An 18,384-nucleotide genomic window follows, 5' to 3' on the forward strand; every position below is an offset into this window, starting at 1 on the left:
CGGCCGCATGGCCACCCGACTAATCGTCAGGTTGACCATAAAGCCGGACCGTCACCGGCGGCAAGCCCCTTTCCTAGAGGTCGACTTCCTTCATCAGCATGCCGACCTCGGTGTTGGACAGGCGGCGCAGCCAGCCCGACTTCTGGTCGCCGAGGGTGATCGGGCCGAAGGAGACGCGGACCAGCTTGTCGACGGGGAAGCCCGCCTCGGCCAGCATGCGGCGCACGATGTGCTTGCGGCCCTCGTGCAGGGTCACCTCGACCAGGTAGTTCTTGCCGGTCTGCTCGACCACCCGGAAGTGGTCGGCGCGGGCCCAGCCGTCCTCCAGCTCGATGCCGTCCTTCAGGCGCTTGCCGAGGTCGCGCGGGATCGGGCCGACGATGTGCGCGAGATACGTCTTCTGCACGCCGTACTTCGGGTGGGTGAGGCGGTGCGCCAGCTCGCCGTGGTTGGTGAGCAGGATGACGCCCTCGGTCTCCGTGTCGAGACGGCCCACGTGGAAGAGCCGGGTCTCACGGTTGGTGACGTAGTCCCCGAGGCACTGACGGCCCTCGGGGTCCTCCATCGTGGAGACCACACCGGCGGGCTTGTTCAGCGAGAAGAACTGGTACGACTGGGTGGCGACGGTCAGTCCGTCGACCTTCACCTCGTCCTTCTCCGGGTCGACCCGGCGGCCCTGCTCGAGCACGATCTCGCCGTTGATCTCGACGCGGGACTGCTCGATCAGCTCCTCGCAGGCGCGCCGCGAGCCGTAGCCCGCGCGGGCCAGCACCTTCTGCAGCCGCTCGCCCTCCTGCTCGGCGCCGGGGAAGGTCTTGGGCGGCCGTACGTCCTTCTTGCCCTCGTACCGCTCCCGGTTGCGCTCCTCCGCCCGCGTCTCGAACTCACGCGAGCGGCCGGGTGCCGTACGGCCGCGCCCCGCCTGCTGGGACTGCTTGGGGCCGCCCTTGGCGCCGCCGCGGGCCGCGCCGCCACGGCCGGCCTTCGGGCCGTCCTTCGTGGCGCCGGGACCCACGTCGTAGCGGCGCTCCTCCGGACGGGGCTTGCTGGGGCGGCCCTGCCCCTTGCGCTCGTCCCGGTCGTTGCCGCCGCGGGGGTTACCGCGTCCGCTGTTCCTGCCGCTGCCGCTGCTTCGCATCAAGGTTTCCGTCGTAGTCGTCTGCGTCCTGACCGCCGGCCGCGTCGGGCGCGTCCGGGTCGAACGACGGGACTCCCTCCTGGGTCTCCGCCTCGATCGCCTCCGCCTCGGGGAGGAAGGGCGCGAGTTCCGGAAGCTCGTCCAAGCCACGCAGGCCCATCCGCTCCAGGAAATAGTTCGTCGTCACGTACAGGATCGCACCTGTTTCGGGTTCCGTGCCCGCCTCGGCGACCAGACCGCGCTGGAGCAGGGTCCGCATCACGCCGTCGCAGTTGACCCCGCGCACGGCGGAGACTCGGCTGCGGCCGACCGGCTGGCGGTAGGCGACGACCGCGAGGGTCTCCAGGGCCGCCTGGGTGAGCCGGGCCGTCTGGCCCTCCAGCGCGAGGCGTTCGACGGCGGGCGCGTACGCGGCGCGGGTGTAGAAACGCCAGCCGCCCGCGACGAAACGCAGCTCGAAGCCCCGGCCCTGCGCGGTGTAGTCGTCGGCCAGCTCGCGCAGCGCCTGGGCCACCTGGCGCCGGGGCCGCTGGAGGACGCGGGCGAGGTGTTCCTCGGTCGCGGGCTCGTCCACGACCATCAGGACGGCCTCCAGGGCGGGCTTGAGGTCGAGGGCGGCGACGCGGTCGTCGCCCGTCGCGGCCTGGTGGTTCACGTCTTCTGCTCCCCGTTGGTCTGGTCGGGCTTCGCGGGCCGGTCGAACTCGTCGGTGACCATCGGGACGGCGTCCCGCTCCCCGCCGGTCCAGCGGACCAGCAGGGTGCCGAGCGCGGTCTCCTGCTCCAGGGCCACGGCCTTCTCGCGGTACAGCTCCAGCAGGGCCAGGAAGCGGGCCACGACGGTGAGGGTGTCGTCGGTGTCGGCCACCAGGGCGCGGAAGTCGGCCTCCCCGGCCTCGCGCAGCCGGGCCACCACGACCTGGGCCTGCTCCTGGACGCTGACCAGCGGGGCGTGGATGTGGTCGACGTACACCTGCGGCTTGGCCTTCGGCTGCATCGCCTTGACCGCGAGCCGGGCGAACCCCTCGGGCCCGATGCTGATGACGACCTCGGGCAGCAGCTCGGCGTGCTCGGGGTCCAGGCCGACGGTACGGGGGTACCGGAGGCTCTCGTCGTCCAGCCGCTCGTTGAAGATGTCGGCGATCCGCTTGTAGGCCCGGTACTGGAGCAGCCGGGCGAAGAGCAGGTCCCGCGCCTCCAGCAGGGCGAGGTCGGCCTCGTCCTCCACCTGGGCGGCGGGCAGCAGCCGGGCGGCCTTGAGGTCGAGCAGGGTGGCGGCGACGACGAGGAACTCGGTGGTCCGGTCCAGGTCCCAGTCGGCTCCCATGGCCCGGATGTGCGCCATGAACTCGTCGGTGACCTTGGACAGGGCGATCTCGGTGACGTCCAGCTTGTGCTTGGTGATGAGCTGGAGCAGCAGGTCGAAGGGGCCCTCGAAGTTGTCGAGCCGGACCTTGAACACCCCGTCGGGGGCAGGCTGCTCCGGCGGGGTGGCAGGAGCCGGGGCCGGAGGCGCGGTGTCCGGGCCCCGGCCCAGCGGGCGTCTGGGGCCGGTCGTGTGCACGTTCATGGAGGTCGCAGGGTATCGCCCGGGCGGGCGACGGCAGGGCTAGCGGCCCCGCAGCCGCCGGACCAGGATGCTGGCCTCGCCGCGGGACTCCAGGTCGGCGAGGACCACGGCGACCGCCTCGCGGACGATCCGGCCGCGGTCGACGGCGAGGCCGTGCTCGCCGCGCAGGACCAGCCGGGCGTGCTCGAGGTCCATCAGCTCCTCGGCCGAGACGTACACGGTGATCTTCTCGTCGTGCCGCTCGCGTCCGCTGGGCCGCCGGGCGGCGGCCCGGCCTCGCTTGCGGGGCTGTTCGGCGCCGGAGTCGTCCGTCTCGGTCTGCCGCCGGGCGGGCCGGATACGGGACTCGGCGGACTCCGGACCGGCCGCCGCGGTGTGCTCGGCGCCCTCGCCGTCACCGCCCTGGACGGGCACCGACGGCGGCGCGTCCTGCGCCGTCGCGGCCGGGTCGCTCTCCCCCGCGGGTGCGGGCACCCGCGCCTCCTGGCCGGGCCCGCGCCGGGGCGAGGAGGACTGGAGCCCCATCCCCCCGGTCGTACGGAACAGTTCGTCGGCTCCGGGCAGACTCACTCGGCGTGACACCGGGCGAGCACCTCCCTGGCGAGCTGACGGTAGGCGGCGGCGCCGACGGAGTTGGAGGCGTAGGTGGTGATCGGCTCACCGGCGACCGTGGTCTCCGGGAAGCGGACCGTGCGCCCGATGACCGTGTGGTAGACGTGGTCGTCGAACGCCTCGACCACCCGGGCCAGCACCTCGCGGCTGTGCACCGTACGCGAGTCGTACATCGTGGCCAGGATGCCGTCGAGCTTCAGGTCGGGGTTGAGCCGCTCCTGGACCTTCTCGATGGTCTCGGTCAGCAGGGCCACACCGCGCAGCGCGAAGAACTCGCACTCCAGCGGCACGATCACCTTGTGCGCGGCGGTCAGCGCGTTGACGGTGAGCAGACCCAGCGAGGGCTGACAGTCGATCACGATGTAGTCGTAGTCGTCCATCAGCGGCTTCAGGGCGCGCTGGAGCGTGGACTCGCGCGCGACCTCGGAGACCAGCTGGACCTCGGCGGCGGACAGGTCGATGTTGGAGGGCAGCAGGTCCATGTTGGGGACCGCCGTCTTCAGCAGGACCTCGTCGGCCGACATGCCCCGCTCCATGAGCAGGTTGTAGACGGTGAGGTCCAGCTCCATCGGGTTGACGCCGAGACCCACCGACAGCGCGCCCTGCGGGTCGAAGTCCACGAGCAGTACGCGCCGTCCGTACTCCGCGAGCGCCGCGCCCAGGTTGATGGTCGACGTGGTCTTGCCGACGCCGCCCTTCTGGTTGCACATGGCGATGATCTTCGCGGGGCCGTGGTCGGTCAGCGGGCCCGGGATCGGGAAGTACGGCAGCGGGCGGCCGGTCGGGCCGACGCGCTCACGGCGCTGGCGGGCCGCGTCGGGCGCGAGCGTGGCCGCGTACTCCGGATCGGGCTCGTACTCGGCGTCGGGGTCGTAGAAGTGCCCCTCGGGCAGTTCGTCGTAGTCGGCGAAGTGGTTGCGGGGCGCGCCACTTCCGTCGCCGGCCATGGCGTTCACGTGTTGGCCATCCATGCTCTGGTGTGCTCTCCGGGCCGTCTCGGGAACCGGACTCTGGTGGGCTGCGAAGGTGCGCACCGCGACGGAGCCGACGGCCTCGTGTCCCTCGGGACCCTGGCCCTCTCCGCGCAATCCTGGTCGACCACCTCCGGGAGAAAATGTCGACTCATTCACAAGTCGTCTTACCTCCTTGGGGACCAGGATTCTTATAGACAAGGTCAGCGTGGCACCATGCCGACGGTTGGCGACTCTATGGCGTGTCGGCGGTCCGCAGCAACACAATCCGCCGGACCCGGCACGATGTGTCGACAATGAAACATCCCGCTGTCAAGGGCGTACAGCCGTCGCACAGCAGGTTTCACCGGTGTGCGAATCGGTCCAAGCGTTACGTTCGAGGCGAGTTGACCTAGCCTCGCAAAGTGACCATACACACATCCGGCCGGACCTTGTCGGGCAAGGTCCGGCCGGGTTCGCGGTGTTGACGATCCGTGTTGACGAATCGCCTTTTCCACGCGGGCGACTTGGGTGTTCGCCGCCGCTGTGGAGGTCAGCCGATCAGGGTCTCGATCGCCACGTGCTCCAGGCCGTGCGCCTCGGCGACCTCCTTGTAAACCACCTTGCCGTCGTGGGTGTTGAGACCACGGGCCAGCGCGGCGTCGCGGCGCAGCGCCTCGACCCAGCCGTTGTTGGCGAGGGAGACGATGTACGGCAGCGTCGCGTTGGTGAGCGCGTTGGTGGAGGTGTTGGGCACCGCGCCGGGCATGTTGGCGACGCAGTAGAAGACCGAGTTGTGCACCCGGAAGGTCGGCTCGGCGTGCGTGGTGGGACGGGAGTCCTCGAAGCAGCCGCCCTGGTCGATGGCGATGTCGACAAGGACACTTCCGGGCTTCATCCGCGACACCAGCTCGTTGGTGACCAGCTTCGGGGCCTTGGCGCCCGGGATGAGGACGGCGCCGATGACGAGGTCCGCGTCGAGGACGGCCTTCTCCAGCTCGAAGGCGTTGGACATGATCGCCTTGACCTTGCTGCCGAAGATCCGGTCGGCCTCGCGCAGCTTGTTGATGTCGCGGTCCAGCAGCGTCACCTCGAAGCCCATGCCGACGGCGATCTGGGTGGCGTTCCAGCCGGAGACACCGCCGCCGATGACGACGGCCTTGGCCGGGGTCACGCCCGGCACGCCGCCGGGGAGCACACCGCGGCCGCCGGCCGGGCGCATCAGGTGGTAGGCGCCGACCTGCGGGGCGAGCCGGCCCGCGACCTCGGACATCGGGGCGAGCAGCGGCAGCGCGCGGTTCGCCAGCTCGACGGTCTCGTAGGCGATCGCCGTGGTGCCGGACTCCAGCAGGGCGTCGGTGCACTCGCGGGAGGCGGCCAGGTGCAGGTAGGTGAAGAGGATCTGATCCTTGCGCAGGCGGTGGTACTCCTCCGCGACCGGCTCCTTGACCTTCAGCAGCAGGTCGGCGTCGGCCCACACCTGGTCGGCGGAGTCGAGCATGCCCGCGCCTGCGGCGATGTACTCCTCGTCCGTGATCGAGGAGCCGAGACCGGCGCCCCGCTCGATGACGACCTGGTGGCCGTTACGCACCAGCTCGTGCACGCCGGCGGGGGTGATGGCCACCCGGAACTCGTTGTTCTTGACCTCGCGGGGGATGCCGACCTTCACGTCGATCACGGTCCTTGGCTCAGGGGGTATGGGGGGGTGCGCTGCAAGACATACCCGGGCGTGCCGGGGCACACCGGGAGACACCGCAGGAGAACGTGCGGCAGAGCCAGTTTAATGAAGGTGTTCCGCGTGTCTAGCCTTCCATTGCATCAATCTTCATCGGATGCACTGCGGATTTCGCAGGCGTCGGCGTCCACCTTCATCGACTGGCCTTCAGTGGCGGGCCCGGTGGCCGCCTCTTCCTCCAGCATGCGCTCCGCCGCCGCGCGGTGCAGGCGGGCGGCCGTGGGGTCGCCGAGCCGGTCCAGGGTGTCGGCCAGCCGCAGCTGGAGCGCGGCCTGGAGCCGGGTGTCGTCCGCGCGGCGCGCCCACTCCACCGCCTCCTGGCAGGTGCGCAGGCATTCCTCGGGGCGTCCGGCGTACTCCTGGACGCGGGCCAGCTCGCTCAGGGCGCGCGCGTGGGCGGCGACGTCGCCCTCCTTGCGGTACCCGGCGAGGGCGGCCCGCCAGTTGCGCAGGCCCTCGCCGTACCGGCCCGCGTAGGTGTGGGCGGTGGCGATACGCCCGTAGAGCCGGGCGGCCTCGGCGCGCTCGCCGCGGGCCAGGCGCTGGGACAGGGCGCGGCCGAACCAGTCGGCGGCCCGGTCGTGGTCGCCCAGCTCCTGGTGCGCGCCGCCGACGGATTCCATCGCGCGGCCGGTGGCGTACGGGTCGTTCGCCTCGCGTCCGGCGTCCAGCGCGGCCCGGTAGCGGGCCAGCGCGTCCCGGGTGCGGCCGGTCTGGGCGTCCACGTCGCCCAGGTTCAGCAGGGCGGCGGCCCTCTCGCGGGGCAGGCCGCGCCGCTCGGCGACGTCGAGGACCAGGCCGTGGATGCCGTACAGGTCGGGGGCCGCGGCCTGGGTGCCGAAGTGCGCGACCATGGCCCGCACCAGCTGGGACATCAGCCGTCGGGCGAGGGTGTCCAGCTCCCCGTCGGCCACCGCGAGCCGGGCGGCGGCCAGCAGCGCCGGGCGCCGGGCGGTGAGCCATTCGGCGGCGGCGCGGGGGCTGGGGAAACGCAGGCCCGGGGGCAGCGCCTGGAGCTTCTCGCGGGCCTGCGGGCTGTCGGTCTCGGTGCTGGCGCGGCAGGACTGGAGCAGCCGTACGTCGCGCTCGAGCAGCCGGGCGCGGGCCAGCTGGAGTTCGGCGGGGCGCTCCTTGGCCTCGGCGAGGGCGCGCAGCAGGGGATGCAGACAGCCGGGGACGTCGTACTCGGGCAGCGGTGAGCGGGCCGGGCTGAGCAGGCCGAGGGCGGCCAGTTCCCGCAGCACGGTGTGCGCGGCCTTGAGCGAGCAGCCCGCGAGGGCGGAGGCGGTGTGCGCGTCGACGGGTCCCGCCGGTGCCTGGGAGAGCAGGCGCAGCATGTGGGCGGTGGCGGCGGGCAGTCCGTCGTGGACGAGGGTGAGGACGCGGGCGAGGGCGGGGCCGTCGTCGGGGTCGCTGTGCAGTCGCTTGGCGAGGTCGGAGACCGCCGTCTGGGGGCGGGCGGCGAGCCAGCCGCCCGCCAGGGTGAGGGCGGCGGGCTGCCCCGCGCAGATCTCGGCGAGGTTCTCGGCGGAGCGCGGGTCGACGGTGACGCGGACCGAGCCGGTGTACCGGGTGAGCAGTTCCACCGCGGACTTGGTGTCCAGGCCGCCCAAGGTGCAGGGGCGGACGTCGGAGATGCCGGTGAGGGGGCCGCGGGAGACGGCGACCACCAGGCAGTCGGGGGCGTCCGGGAGGAGGGCGTCGACCTGTTCGGCCCCGGCGGCGTCGTCCAGCAGGAGCAGGGCGCGCCGGGGGGCGAGGGCGGTGCGCAGGGCCTCGGTCAGCTCGTCCTCGGCGGCGCCCGCGGGGGCGCGGGTGCCGAGCGCGGTGAGCAGTTCGCGCGCGGTGCGTTCGACCGGTACGGGGGTGCCGTCGGGGTCGCTGAGGCGGGCCCGGAGCACTCCGTCGGGGTAACGCTGCGCGACCTGGCCGACGAACTCCTCGGCGAGCGCGGTCCGGCCGGAGCCGGGGCGTCCGGCGATGAGGAGGACACGGGCCCGGGGCGCCTTGCGTCCGGCGAGGGTGTCCAGGCCGGTGCGCTCGATGTCGGCCCTGAGCTCCTTCAACTCCCGTGTGCGCCCGAGGAAATGGCCCTCCTGGGCCGGCGGCTCCGACAGCCGCGCCTCTTCCTGGTCCACCGCCTGATCCGTCACGGGCCACGCTCCCGTCCCACCGCACGCGCAAAGCCCGCCGGTTCTTCCGGTACGGGCGTTTGCTGAGCCTAGTTCACGCTCTGCGACGTTCCCGGTGGAGCGCGGCGGACACGTCCCCCGATCGGATCAGGCGATGGTCACACCATTGCTGTGCTGTGGTGGATCGTGGCTGGATTCAGGACGCGAAGGGGCGCGCGGGCCAGGGCGCGTCGGCGGGGCGCAGGGCGTCCAGACCGTCCCCGGCACGGGCGGCGACCAGCGAGAGGACGCCCACGACCAGGCAGTTGTTGTGCACGTCCCCGGCGAGCACCAGCCGCACCAGCTCGTCCACGGGCACGCGCGCGTACGCCATGTCCGTCTCCTCGTGCTCCGTGACGAAGCGCTCCCCCTCGGCCTCGGAGAGGTCGCGGGCGAGGAAGATCCGTACGGCCTCGTCGCAGCCGCCGGGGGTGGTGTAGACGTCGGTCAGCACCCGCCAGTCCTCGGCCTTGACGTGCGCCTCCTCGTACAGCTCGCGCTGGGCGGCGTGCAGCGGGTTCTCGCCGGGCACGTCGAGCAGCCCGGCCGGGATCTCCCAGAGCTTGTGGCGCACGGGGTGGCGGTACTGGTTGATGAGCAGGACCCGGTCCTCCGCGTCCAGGGCGAGGACCGCGACCGAGCCGGGGTGGACCTGGTAGTCGCGGCGGGCCACCGAGCCGTCGGGCATGACCACGTCGTCCGTGCGGACGGAGGTCTTGCCGCCCGTGAACGGGGTCCCGCTCGCCCGGACCTCCCACTCCTCGGGGGTGTCCTTGATCGTCATGCCCTGTCCCTCCACGTGCCGCCTGCGCAAAAGAAATCCCGCAAAAGAAAACCGGGGTGCGCACCTTTGAAGGTTCGCACCCCGGCCACCGTAACAACTGGTGTGTTACTTGGAGTTCTTCGGCTTGCCCGCCGTCTTGCGCTCGACGGAAGCCTTCACCAGGCCCGCGAACAGCGGGTGCGGCCGGGTCGGCCGCGAGCGCAGCTCGGGGTGCGCCTGGGTGGCGACGAGGTAGGGGTGGACCTCGCGCGGGTACTCGACGTACTCGACGAGCTTGCCGTCGGGCGAGGTGCCCGAGAAGACGATGCCCGCCTTCTTCTCCAGCTCGGCGCGGTAGGAGTTGTTGACCTCGTAGCGGTGGCGGTGCCGCTCCTCGACGTACTCCTTGCCGTCGTAGACCTCGCGGACGATGGAGCCCTCGGCCAGCTTCGCCGGGTACATGCCCAGGCGCATGGTGCCGCCCATGTCGCCCTCACCGGCGACAATGTCCATCTGCTCGGCCATGGTGGAGATGACCGGGTGGGCGGTGGCCGGGTCGAACTCGGTGGAGTTGGCGTCCGGGATGTCGGCCAGGTTCCGCGCGGCCTCGACCACGATGCACTGCAGGCCCAGGCAGAGGCCGAGCAGCGGGACCTTGTTCTCGCGGGCGTAGCGGATGGCGCCGACCTTGCCGAGCACACCGCGGTCGCCGAAGCCGCCGGGGATGCAGATGCCGTCCACGTCACCGAGGGCGGCGGCGGCACCGGCCGGGGTCTTGCAGTCGTCGGAGGTGACCCACTTGATCTTGACACGGGCACGGTTGGCGAAGCCGCCCGCGCGCAGCGCCTCGGTCACCGACAGGTAGGCGTCGGGCAGGTCGATGTACTTGCCGACCAGGGCGAGGGTGATCTCGTGGTCCGGCTTGTGCACGCGGCCCAGCAGGTCGTCCCAGGTGGTCCAGTCCACGTCCCGGAAGGGCAGGTCGAGCTTGCGGACGACGTAGGCGTCCAGGCCCTCGGCGTGGATGACCTTCGGGATGTCGTAGATGGAGCGGGCGTCGGGGCAGGCCACGACGGCGTCCTCGTCCACGTCGCACATCAGCGAGATCTTGCGCTTGATGGCGGTGGGGACCTCGCGATCGCAGCGCAGCACGATCGCGTCGGGCTGGATACCGATGTTGCGCAGCGCGGCGACGGAGTGCTGGGTCGGCTTGGTCTTCAGCTCGCCGGAGGGGCCGATGTACGGCAGCAGCGAGATGTGGACGACGAAGACGTTGTCCCGGCCGACCTCGTGGCGGACCTGGCGGACGGTCTCCAGGAACGGCAGCGACTCGATGTCGCCGACGGTGCCGCCGACCTCGGTGATGACGACGTCCACCTCGTCGGTGGCCATGCGCCGGATGCGGTGCTTGATCTCGTTCGTGATGTGCGGGATGACCTGCACGGTGTCGCCCAGGTACTCGCCGCGCCGCTCCTTGGCGATGACCGTGGAGTAGACCTGGCCGGTGGTGACGTTGGCCGAGCCGTCGAGGTCGCGGTCGAGGAAGCGCTCGTAGTGGCCGATGTCCAGGTCGGTCTCGGCGCCGTCGTTGGTGACGAACACCTCACCGTGCTGGAAGGGGTTCATCGTGCCGGGGTCGACGTTCAGGTACGGGTCGAGCTTCTGCATCACGACGCGCAGGCCGCGAGCCTTGAGCAGCATGCCCAGGCTGGAGGCGGTGAGGCCCTTGCCGAGCGAGGAGGCGACACCCCCGGTGACGAAGATGTGCTTGGTCGTCGTAGATTTCGGCGGCATGGCCAAGAGGGGGCTCCCGTGGTCGCTGTCTGTGATGCGGTGCGGTCGCCGGCCCGGAGAATCAGGTGTTCCTCGCGGTGGCGTCGTCGCTGCGGTTCGGGGGTTTTGGGGCCCACCGGTCCACGGGCTACCAGGGTATCAGCGCCCGGAGGAGTCGGCGTCCGGCCACGCTCCGTGCACGGCCGGCCGGGCTCGGGTGAGCGGGTCCGGCGGGGGCGGGGGGCGGTCCGGGCGGTGGTCACGGAGTCCTCACCCCGCGCTCACTCGTTCGGCTCACACGGGTTGCCCGGAGCGGCGCGCAGATCATCTACGTGCGTCGTATCCTGCTCGGACACTCGCTGCCGAGCCAGGCCGGGATGACGGCACACCCCCGCCTTTAGAACCCGGACCACCGTGAGCACGGCAGTCGTCGGCGGTTTCGTCGAGCAGGGACCGCCGTTTTGCCACAGGGCCGCGCGGGCTGCTTTGCTTCACCGCTTCAACGACGTATGACAACCACCCTTGACCGCACTGGCGATCACCCCCTAGCGCGGGGGTGACGTGGCCGTTCGACTGGAGTTGCACGTGGCCGGGCGCATCGAAGACTACGCACTCATCGGAGACATGCAGACCGCTGCCCTGGTCTGCCGGGACGGCACGGTGGACTGGCTGTGCCTGCCCCGCTTCGACTCGCACGCCGTCTTCGCCGGACTGCTGGGCACCGAGGAGCACGGCTTCTGGCGGCTCGGCCCGGCGTACGCGGCGGACTCCGCCCCGCCCACGGCGGCCCGGCGGAGCTACCGGGGCGACTCGCTCATCCTGGAGTCGGAGTGGGACACCCCGCGCGGCACCGTGCGGGTGACGGATTTCATGCCTCCGCGTGACGGCGCCCCGCAGATCATCCGGATCGTGGAGGGCCTCAGCGGAGAGGTGCCGATGCGCTCGGAGCTGCGGATGCGGTTCTCCTACGGCCGAGTGGTGCCGTGGGTGCACAAGTATGACAACCGCACGGTTGCCGTCGCCGGTCCCGACTCGGTGTGGTTCGACACCGAGGCCGACACCTACGGCAAGGACCTGACGACGTACTCCGACTTCACCGTCTCGGCCGGTGAGCGGGTGGCGTTCACCATCTCCTGGCAGCCCTCGCACAAGGAGGCGCCGCCGCTGCCCGAGCCGGAGCAGGCGCTGGAGGCGACGGAGGAGTTCTGGCGCGAGTGGGTCGAGCAGTGTACGTACCACGGCCCCTACCGCGAGGCCGTGATCCGTTCGCTGATCACGCTGAAGGCGCTCACCTACGCCCCCACCGGCGGCATCGTCGCCGCGCCCACCACCTCCCTGCCGGAGGACATCGGGGGCGTGCGCAACTGGGACTACCGCTACACCTGGCTGAGGGACGCGGCGATCACCCTGTCCTCGCTGCTGCGCACCGGCTACCGCGACGAGGCCCGCGCCTGGCGCGAGTGGCTGCTGCGCGCGGTCGCGGGCGACCCGGAGAACCTGCAGATCATGTACGGCATCGCCGGTGAGCGTGAGCTGGGCGAGGCCGAGCTGGACTGGCTGCCGGGGTACGAGAACTCCCGCCCGGTCCGGGTGGGCAACGGCGCCGCCGACCAGCTCCAGCTGGACGTGTACGGCGAGGTCATCGAGGCCCTGCACCTGGGCCACATGACGGGTCTGGCCCGCAACGACTACGCCTCGGTGCTCCAGCTCAAGCTGATCCGCTACCTCGAGGACCACTGGCAGGAGCCGGACGAGGGCATCTGGGAGGTGCGCGGGCCGCGTCGCCAGTTCGTGCACTCCAAGGTGATGGCCTGGGTGGCCGTGGACCGCACGATCAAGCTGATCGAGTCCGGGGACGCGGAAGGCCCGCTGGAGCGCTGGAAGGAACTGCGCGACGAGATCCACCGCGAGGTCTGCGAGAAGGGCTACGACCCGGAGCGCAACACCTTCACCCAGTACTACGGCTCCAAGGAGCTGGACGCCTCCCTGCTGCTGATCCCGCAGATGGGCTTCCTGCCGCCGGACGACAAGCGGGTCATCGGCACCATCGAGGCGATCCAGCGCGAGCTGTCCACCTCCGACGGCTTCATCCTGCGCTACCCGACCGACGGCGACGACGCGGGCGTGGACGGCCTCCCCGGTGACGAGGGCGCCTTCCTGGCCTGCTCGTTCTGGATGGCGGACGACCTGGCGATGATCGGCCGGGTGGACGAGGCCCGCAAGCTGTTCGAGAAGCTCCTCGGCCTGCGCAACGACCTCGGCCTCCTCGCCGAGGAGTGGGACCCCCGCCTCCAGCGCCAGGTCGGCAACTTCCCCCAGGCGTTCAGCCACGTCCCCCTCATCGACACCGCGCTGCGGCTGACGGCTTCGGGGGCGTACGGGGGCTGACCTCGGCCTAGGCTGGAAACCGGACCACTCCCTAGGTGGAAGGGGGCGGCCATGGCCTCCCTCTCGAAGGCGGGTGCGGCGCTGGCCGCGCTGCGTGCGGAGCTGACCGGCGAGGTGTTCGTGCCGGGCGACGCGGGGTACGACGAGGCCCGCGCCGTCTTCAACGCGATGATCGACCGGCGTCCGGCCGTGATCGCCCAGTGCGCGGACGCCACCGACGTGGTGCGGACGGTCCGGTTCGCCCGTGATCTCGATCTGCCCGTCGCCGTGCGCGGTGGCGGGCACAGCGTCGCGGGCAACGCCCTGGGCGACGGCGCGGTGGTGGTGGACCTACGCCGGATGCACGGGGTGGAGGTCGACCCCGAGGCCCGTACGGTGCGGGTCGGGGGCGGGGCCACGATGAGCGATCTGGACCTGGCCTGCGCGCCGTACGGGCTGGCGACCACCGGGGGCCGGGTCTCCACCACCGGGGTCGGCGGGTTCGTGCTCGGCGGCGGCACCGGCTGGCTGGACCGCGCCTTCGGGCTCGCCGTGGACAACCTCCGGGGCGTGGAGCTGGTGACGGCCGACGCCGAGCGGGTGCGGGCGGACCCCGAGGAGCACCCCGAGCTGTTCTGGGCGCTGCACGGCGGGGGCGGCAACTTCGGGGTGGCCACCGAACTCACCCTGGGCCTGCACGAGCTGCCCGAGTTCTCGGTCGCCCTGCTGCTGTACCCGCCGGAGCACGGCCCGGAAGTGGTGCGCGCGTTCCGCGAGGCCATCGACTCCGGACCCGACCGGCTGGGCGGGGCCCTGCTGTACATCACCGGCCCGCCCGAGGAGTTCGTGCCCGAGGAGCTGGTGGGCAGGCGGGTGTGCGGGGCGCTGGTGACGTACGCGGGCGGTGTGGCGGGGCTGCGGGATCTGATCGGGCCGCTGCTGGCGCTGCCCGCCGCGGGTGAGCTGGTCGCCGAGCTGCCGTACGCGGACGCGCAGCGCATGATCGACGACCCGCCGGGGCTGCGGAACTACTGGTCGGCCGAGTATCTGACCGGGCTGCCGGACGACCTGGTGGACGTCTACTGCTCCCTCGGCGAGCGGGTGCCGGTGCCGACCGGCACCCAGCACATACTGTTCCCGCAGGGCGGTGCGCTGGCGGCCGGGCCGCACGACTACCCGATCCCCTACCGGGACGCCCCCTGGTCGGCGCACCCCTTCGCCATCTGGGAGGACCCGGCCGACGACGAGCGCGCCATCGACTGGGTGCGGGAGGTCCGCTCGGAGGTCGAGCCGTGGAGCACCGGCGACGTGTATCTGAACTTCATCGGCGACGAGGGCGCCGAGCGGGTCGGCGCGGGAATGGGTGTCGGCAACATGCTCCGGCTGGAGAAGGTGAAGCGGGCCTGGGACCCGGACAACGTCTTCCGCTTCAACCACAACATCCGGCCGCTGTAGCGGGGGCCACGACTGTTCCGCACGAGGTCAGACGGGTAGCGTCCGGCCCATGGGCACCGGGACAGAGGGCGGCGGGATCACCGTGCGGCGGGCGCTGGAGCTGCCCGGACTGCGTGGCGGGCTCCCGGAGGTCCTGGCGGGCGAGGACCGGCTGGAGCGCGTGGTGCGCTGGGTGCACGCGGGCGAGGTCCCGCACATCGCCAAGCTGCTCAAGGGCGGCGAGCTGCTGCTGACCACCGGGTACGGGCTGGGCACGCGCCCGGCCGAGCAGCGGGCGTTCGTGCGCACCCTGGCCGAGCGGGACATCGCCGCGCTGGTGGTGGAGCTGGGCCAGCGTTTCACCCGGCTGCCCGCCGCCCTGGTGGACACCGCGCGGGCGACGGGGCTGCCGCTGGTGCAACTGCACCGCGAGGTGCCGTTCGTGACGGTCACCGAGGAGATCCACACCGAGATCGTCAACGGCCACTACGCGCTGCTCCAGCGGGCGGAGGACGTGCACCGGCGCTGCACGGAGGCGCTGCTCGGCGGGGGCGGGGTGCCGCAACTGCTCACCATCCTGGCGGACTTCTGCGCCAACCCGGTGTTCCTGGAGACGGCGGACGGCCGCCTGCTGTACGCGGCCGGGCCGGGCCCCGAGGGCGCGGACCCGTTGCAGGTGTGGGAGGGGCTGCGCGGTCCGCACCGGGCGGAGCCGCCGCCGTCGGGCGCGCTGCTGGTCGATGTGCCGGGCGGTGGCGCGGGGGCGGGCGGGGTGCGGGCGCGGCTGGTGCTGCTGCCGGTCGGGGCGCCGCTGGCGCCGGTGCACCGGATCGCGGCCGAGCGGGTGGCGGGGACCGTGGCGGTGGTGCTGATGCAGGCCCGGCAGGAGGAGGAGCTGGCGGCGCGTGGCCGGGGCGACTTCCTGACCGATCTCGCCGAGGGCCGGGTGCGGGCCGGGGACGCTCCGGCGCAGGCCCGGGTGCTGGGGTTCCGGCCGGGTGACGGCCCGCTGCTGCCGGTGGTGATGCGGGTGGGGGACGCGCTGTCCCCGGCGGGCGGCTGGGCGGTGCTGGCGCGGGCGGTCGGGGAGGAACTGGCGTCGGTGGGGGTGCCGGTGCTGCTGGGGGTGCGGCCGGTGGAGGGCCGGGTGCCGGTGCTGGTGGGGCTGCGCTCGGCGGGCGACCGGGCGCCGGTCGCGGACCGGGTGGCGGCGGCGCTGCGGGCGGGCGCGGAGCGGGCCGGGATGGTCCGGCCGGGGGCCCGGCCGCCGGTCGTGGTGGTGGGGCTGCCGGGCGGCTGGGCGGCTGCCTCGGCGGGGCTGCGGCACACGGCGGAGACGGCGACGGCCGCCCAGGGCCTGACCGACCAGCCCTGGTACGACGCCCGCCGCCTGGACACCGAGCTGCTGCTGTGGCGGTTGCGCGACCACCCGGACCTGGCGGCGTTCGTGGACCGGGCGCTCGGGCCGCTGCGTGAGCACGACCGCCGTGCGAAGCCGCCGTTGCTCCCCACCCTGGAGACGTATCTCGCGCACGCGGGCCGCAAGGCGGAGACCGCCCGCGAACTCCACCTCAACCGCCAGACCCTCTACAACCGCCTGGCCCGCATCGGTGAGTTGCTGAACTCCGACCTCGACGACCCTCAGACGGTACTGGCGTTGAGCCTGGCCCTGCGGGCCCGGCGACACGTGGACTAGAGCAGGACTGCTAGAGCAGCGCCAGCGGCTGGGTCAACTCGTCGTAGATGCTCAGGACTTGCGCGATCGTGTCGTCCTCGGTCGGCCAGCCGGACGCCTGTCGGGTGCCGCGCTCGGCGAGCTGCTCGCGGCGGGCGGGGTCGGCGAGGAGACGGGTGACGGTGTCCGCGAGGGCGCGCGGGTCGCCGTAGGGGACGAGTTCGGCGGCGTCGCCGACCAGGTCCGGGACGCCGCCGACCGCGGTGGCGACCAGGGGGACGCGGGCGTGCAGGGCCTCCTGGGCGAGGAGGGGGCGGGACTCCCAGCGGCTGGTGAGCAGGGCGAGGTCGGCGGCCGCGAGCAGCTCGGGGACGTCGTCGCGTACGCCGAGCAGCTGGACGGGCAACTCCTCTTCGGTGATGCGCTGTTGCAGCTCGGGGCGGAGGGGACCGTCACCGGCGACGAGGGTGAGCGGCTGCGGGTCGAGGGTGCCCCAGACGCGGGCGGCGTCCAGCAGCACGTCATAGCCCCGGTGCCGGTCGAGGGAGCCGACGGCGAGGAGCAACGGGCGGTCGGTGACGCCGAGTTCGGCGCGGAGCTTCGCCGAGGGCCGGTCCGGGTCCTCCGGTGCGGCGGGCCGGGGGCGGCCGGGCAGGGCCATCGCGCCGAGCCGGGCGTCGCGGGCGCCGGTGCGGCGGGCCCGGTCGACCAGGGCGGAGCTGGTGCCGAGGACCACGGCGGCGGTCCGCGCCACGCGCCGCTCCATCAGCCGCAGCAGGTGCGCCCGCGCGCCCTCGGCGTGCGCCCGGTCGTGCCAGGTGACGACCAGCGGGGTGGTGCGTCCGCCGAGGGCCAGCGCGGCGCGGAAGGAGGCGTGCAGCCCGTGCGCGTGCACCAGGTCGGCGTCGGCGCAGGCCGCCCGGAGCCGGGCCACGGCCGCCGGGTCGCTGCTGCGGGGCACGGGCACGTGGTCGGCGCCGGTGCCCTGGAAGTCGTAGGCGTGGTCGGCCTCCGCCGGGGCGCACACGGTGACCCGCACGCCCCGCGCGACCAGCCCCTCGGCCAGCGAGCGCACATGGGCGCTGCTCCCGGTGTTGCCGCCGCCGAGCACCTGCACGGTGCGCAGCGCGGACCGGCCGTGCGGGGCGTTGCTGCTCACGGGGCTCACGAAGGCCGGGGCTCCTGGTTCGGGGCGGTGGGTCGGTCATGGGGGGACGTACAGAAGGTAGCGAACGGCGAAACGGCGGAAGCGGGGTACGACGGGCCGCGTGGGGCCGCCGCCCGGAGGCGGCACAGCGTCAAGCATGCCAGTACGTACGGCTGTTCCGGGAAATACCGGCGCACCCACCAGGCCGCGCGCGGTGGCAATGCGCCGGCGCATCTCACCCGTACGAGTGAGAGCGGCCGTCGGCCCGGCGGAGCCGCGTCGGGAGCGTACCGCGAGGTCAGCGGCTCACAGGGCGCGCGCCCAGGCGGTGACCCGGTCCCCGTGCACGGTGGCGGCGACCACGGCGGCGGCGTGCACGAGGAGGCCCGCGCGCCCGTTGGCCGCCACGGCGGCGACGCCGAGCGCCGCGCCCAGGGCGTGCGCGCCGGTGTCGCCGAGCATGGCCCGCTCCCCCAGGTCCTCCGGCAGCACGGCGGCGGCCCCGCCCGCCGCGACGGCGGCCAGCGCGCCGCCCGGCCCGCGCCGGGCGAGGCCGGGCAGCGCGAGCGCGAGCACGGCGCCCGCCGCGCGGCCGGGGCGTACGTCGAGCAGGTTGGCGGTGTGCGCGGCGCCCGCGATGACGACGCCCGCGAGCAGCCGGTCGAGCGGCCGCTCCTTCAGCAGGGTCCCGGCGGCCAGCGCGGCGGCGGAGACGCCGAACAGCTTGACCGCGCCGGAGGTGACCTCGCCCGTGCGCAGGGCGCCGAGGTGGGCGCGGAAGCCCCGGCGCGGGTCGTCGGCACCGGCGATGTCGTCGTACGCCCCGCAGGCGCCGGCGGCGAGCCCGGCGAGCCCGGCCGCCGGGTGGACCCGTGCGGCGGCGAGCGCGGTGGCGGCGGCGCTCGCGGGACCGGCGTACAGGTCGACGGTGCGGCCCGCGTGGTTCTTCCGCTCCCAGCGGGCGCGGCCCCCCGGTGCGCGGTTCCGGAGTACCGCCGTCAGACCCCGGGTCAGCGCGGCGGAGGTGAGCAGGGCGGCAAGACGGGACAC

General features: G+C 72.9%; 14 protein-coding genes. 3 read left to right on the forward strand and 11 right to left on the reverse strand.

Annotated features, from left to right (window positions below):
• Positions 1 to 73: 73 nt before the first annotated feature.
• The 9 genes from ACIPPM_RS29020 to ACIPPM_RS29060 form a co-directional block, all read right to left on the reverse strand.
• Complete coding sequence (locus ACIPPM_RS29020; RefSeq protein WP_401453134.1) at positions 74 to 1,138, reverse strand: pseudouridine synthase; 1,065 nt, start codon at positions 1,136 to 1,138, stop codon at positions 74 to 76.
• A complete protein-coding gene (gene scpB / locus ACIPPM_RS29025) occupies positions 1,098 to 1,718 on the reverse strand; it encodes an SMC-Scp complex subunit ScpB (protein WP_401453136.1) in 621 nt (206 codons plus the stop codon). Before scpB ends, ACIPPM_RS29020 begins: the two co-directional genes overlap by 41 nt.
• A 71-nt stretch (positions 1,719 to 1,789) precedes the next feature.
• Entirely contained in the window at positions 1,790 to 2,707 is a 918-nt protein-coding gene (locus ACIPPM_RS29030) for a segregation and condensation protein A (protein WP_401453056.1), read from the reverse strand.
• Between the two features lie 39 nt (positions 2,708 to 2,746).
• Positions 2,747 to 3,289 carry a hypothetical protein gene (locus ACIPPM_RS29035; RefSeq protein ID WP_401453058.1) on the reverse strand — a complete coding sequence of 181 codons (543 nt, stop codon included), beginning with the start codon at positions 3,287 to 3,289 and terminating at the stop codon, positions 2,747 to 2,749.
• On the reverse strand, positions 3,274 to 4,266 hold the full coding sequence (locus ACIPPM_RS29040) for a ParA family protein (protein WP_401453138.1): 993 nt from the start codon (positions 4,264 to 4,266) through the stop codon (positions 3,274 to 3,276). Before ACIPPM_RS29040 ends, ACIPPM_RS29035 begins: the two co-directional genes overlap by 16 nt.
• A 556-nt stretch (positions 4,267 to 4,822) precedes the next feature.
• Positions 4,823 to 5,938, reverse strand: coding sequence for an alanine dehydrogenase (ald, locus tag ACIPPM_RS29045; protein WP_389004906.1), 1,116 nt, complete (start codon positions 5,936 to 5,938; stop codon positions 4,823 to 4,825).
• Positions 5,939 to 6,087: 149 nt separating this feature from the next.
• The gene (locus ACIPPM_RS29050) at positions 6,088 to 8,157 is read right to left on the reverse strand and encodes a tetratricopeptide repeat protein (protein WP_401453060.1); all 2,070 of its coding nucleotides are present in this window, start codon (positions 8,155 to 8,157) and stop codon (positions 6,088 to 6,090) included.
• A gap of 175 nt (positions 8,158 to 8,332) precedes the next feature.
• Entirely contained in the window at positions 8,333 to 8,959 is a 627-nt protein-coding gene (locus ACIPPM_RS29055; RefSeq protein ID WP_393596304.1) for an NUDIX domain-containing protein, read from the reverse strand.
• A 105-nt stretch (positions 8,960 to 9,064) separates the two neighbouring features.
• Positions 9,065 to 10,732: a CTP synthase gene (locus ACIPPM_RS29060; protein WP_350903014.1), complete on the reverse strand. Its 1,668-nt coding sequence runs from the start codon at positions 10,730 to 10,732 to the stop codon at positions 9,065 to 9,067.
• Positions 10,733 to 11,296: 564 nt separating this feature from the next.
• Here ACIPPM_RS29060 and ACIPPM_RS29065 point away from each other — a divergent pair.
• Genes ACIPPM_RS29065 through ACIPPM_RS29075 form a run of 3 tightly spaced genes read left to right on the forward strand, consistent with a single transcriptional unit; the run spans position 11,297 to position 16,208 of the window.
• Positions 11,297 to 13,099, forward strand: coding sequence for a glycoside hydrolase family 15 protein (locus tag ACIPPM_RS29065; RefSeq protein WP_401453140.1), 1,803 nt, complete (start codon positions 11,297 to 11,299; stop codon positions 13,097 to 13,099).
• A gap of 51 nt (positions 13,100 to 13,150) precedes the next feature.
• Entirely contained in the window at positions 13,151 to 14,533 is a 1,383-nt protein-coding gene (locus tag ACIPPM_RS29070) for an FAD-binding oxidoreductase (RefSeq protein ID WP_401453062.1), read from the forward strand.
• A gap of 49 nt (positions 14,534 to 14,582) precedes the next feature.
• Positions 14,583 to 16,208: a PucR family transcriptional regulator gene (locus ACIPPM_RS29075; RefSeq protein ID WP_401453064.1), complete on the forward strand. Its 1,626-nt coding sequence runs from the start codon at positions 14,583 to 14,585 to the stop codon at positions 16,206 to 16,208.
• A 10-nt stretch (positions 16,209 to 16,218) separates the two neighbouring features.
• On the opposite strand, the gene ACIPPM_RS29080 is transcribed toward ACIPPM_RS29075, so the two are convergent.
• On the reverse strand, positions 16,219 to 17,355 hold the full coding sequence (locus ACIPPM_RS29080; protein ID WP_401453066.1) for a glycosyltransferase family 4 protein: 1,137 nt from the start codon (positions 17,353 to 17,355) through the stop codon (positions 16,219 to 16,221).
• A 285-nt stretch (positions 17,356 to 17,640) separates the two neighbouring features.
• Positions 17,641 to 18,384, reverse strand: a complete 744-nt coding sequence (locus tag ACIPPM_RS29085; RefSeq protein WP_401453068.1) for a hypothetical protein — start codon at positions 18,382 to 18,384, stop codon at positions 17,641 to 17,643.

Source organism: Streptomyces sp. NPDC090119 (genome assembly GCF_044747085.1).
Classification (GTDB): domain Bacteria; phylum Actinomycetota; class Actinomycetes; order Streptomycetales; family Streptomycetaceae; genus Streptomyces.

Excerpts from the sequence above, each read along its gene's own strand:
- ACIPPM_RS29020 (WP_401453134.1), bottom strand. The coding sequence starts at position 1,138 with ATGCGAAGCAGCGGCAGCGGCAGGAACAGCGGACGCGGTAACCCCCGC.
- scpB (WP_401453136.1), bottom strand. The coding sequence starts at position 1,718 with ATGGTCGTGGACGAGCCCGCGACCGAGGAACACCTCGCCCGCGTCCTC.
- ACIPPM_RS29030 (WP_401453056.1), bottom strand. The coding sequence starts at position 2,707 with ATGAACGTGCACACGACCGGCCCCAGACGCCCGCTGGGCCGGGGCCCG.
- ACIPPM_RS29040 (WP_401453138.1), bottom strand. The coding sequence starts at position 4,266 with ATGGCCGGCGACGGAAGTGGCGCGCCCCGCAACCACTTCGCCGACTAC.
- ACIPPM_RS29055 (WP_393596304.1), bottom strand. The coding sequence starts at position 8,959 with ATGACGATCAAGGACACCCCCGAGGAGTGGGAGGTCCGGGCGAGCGGG.
- ACIPPM_RS29060 (WP_350903014.1), bottom strand. The coding sequence starts at position 10,732 with ATGCCGCCGAAATCTACGACGACCAAGCACATCTTCGTCACCGGGGGT.
- ACIPPM_RS29070 (WP_401453062.1), top strand. The coding sequence starts at position 13,151 with ATGGCCTCCCTCTCGAAGGCGGGTGCGGCGCTGGCCGCGCTGCGTGCG.
- ACIPPM_RS29075 (WP_401453064.1), top strand. The coding sequence starts at position 14,583 with ATGGGCACCGGGACAGAGGGCGGCGGGATCACCGTGCGGCGGGCGCTG.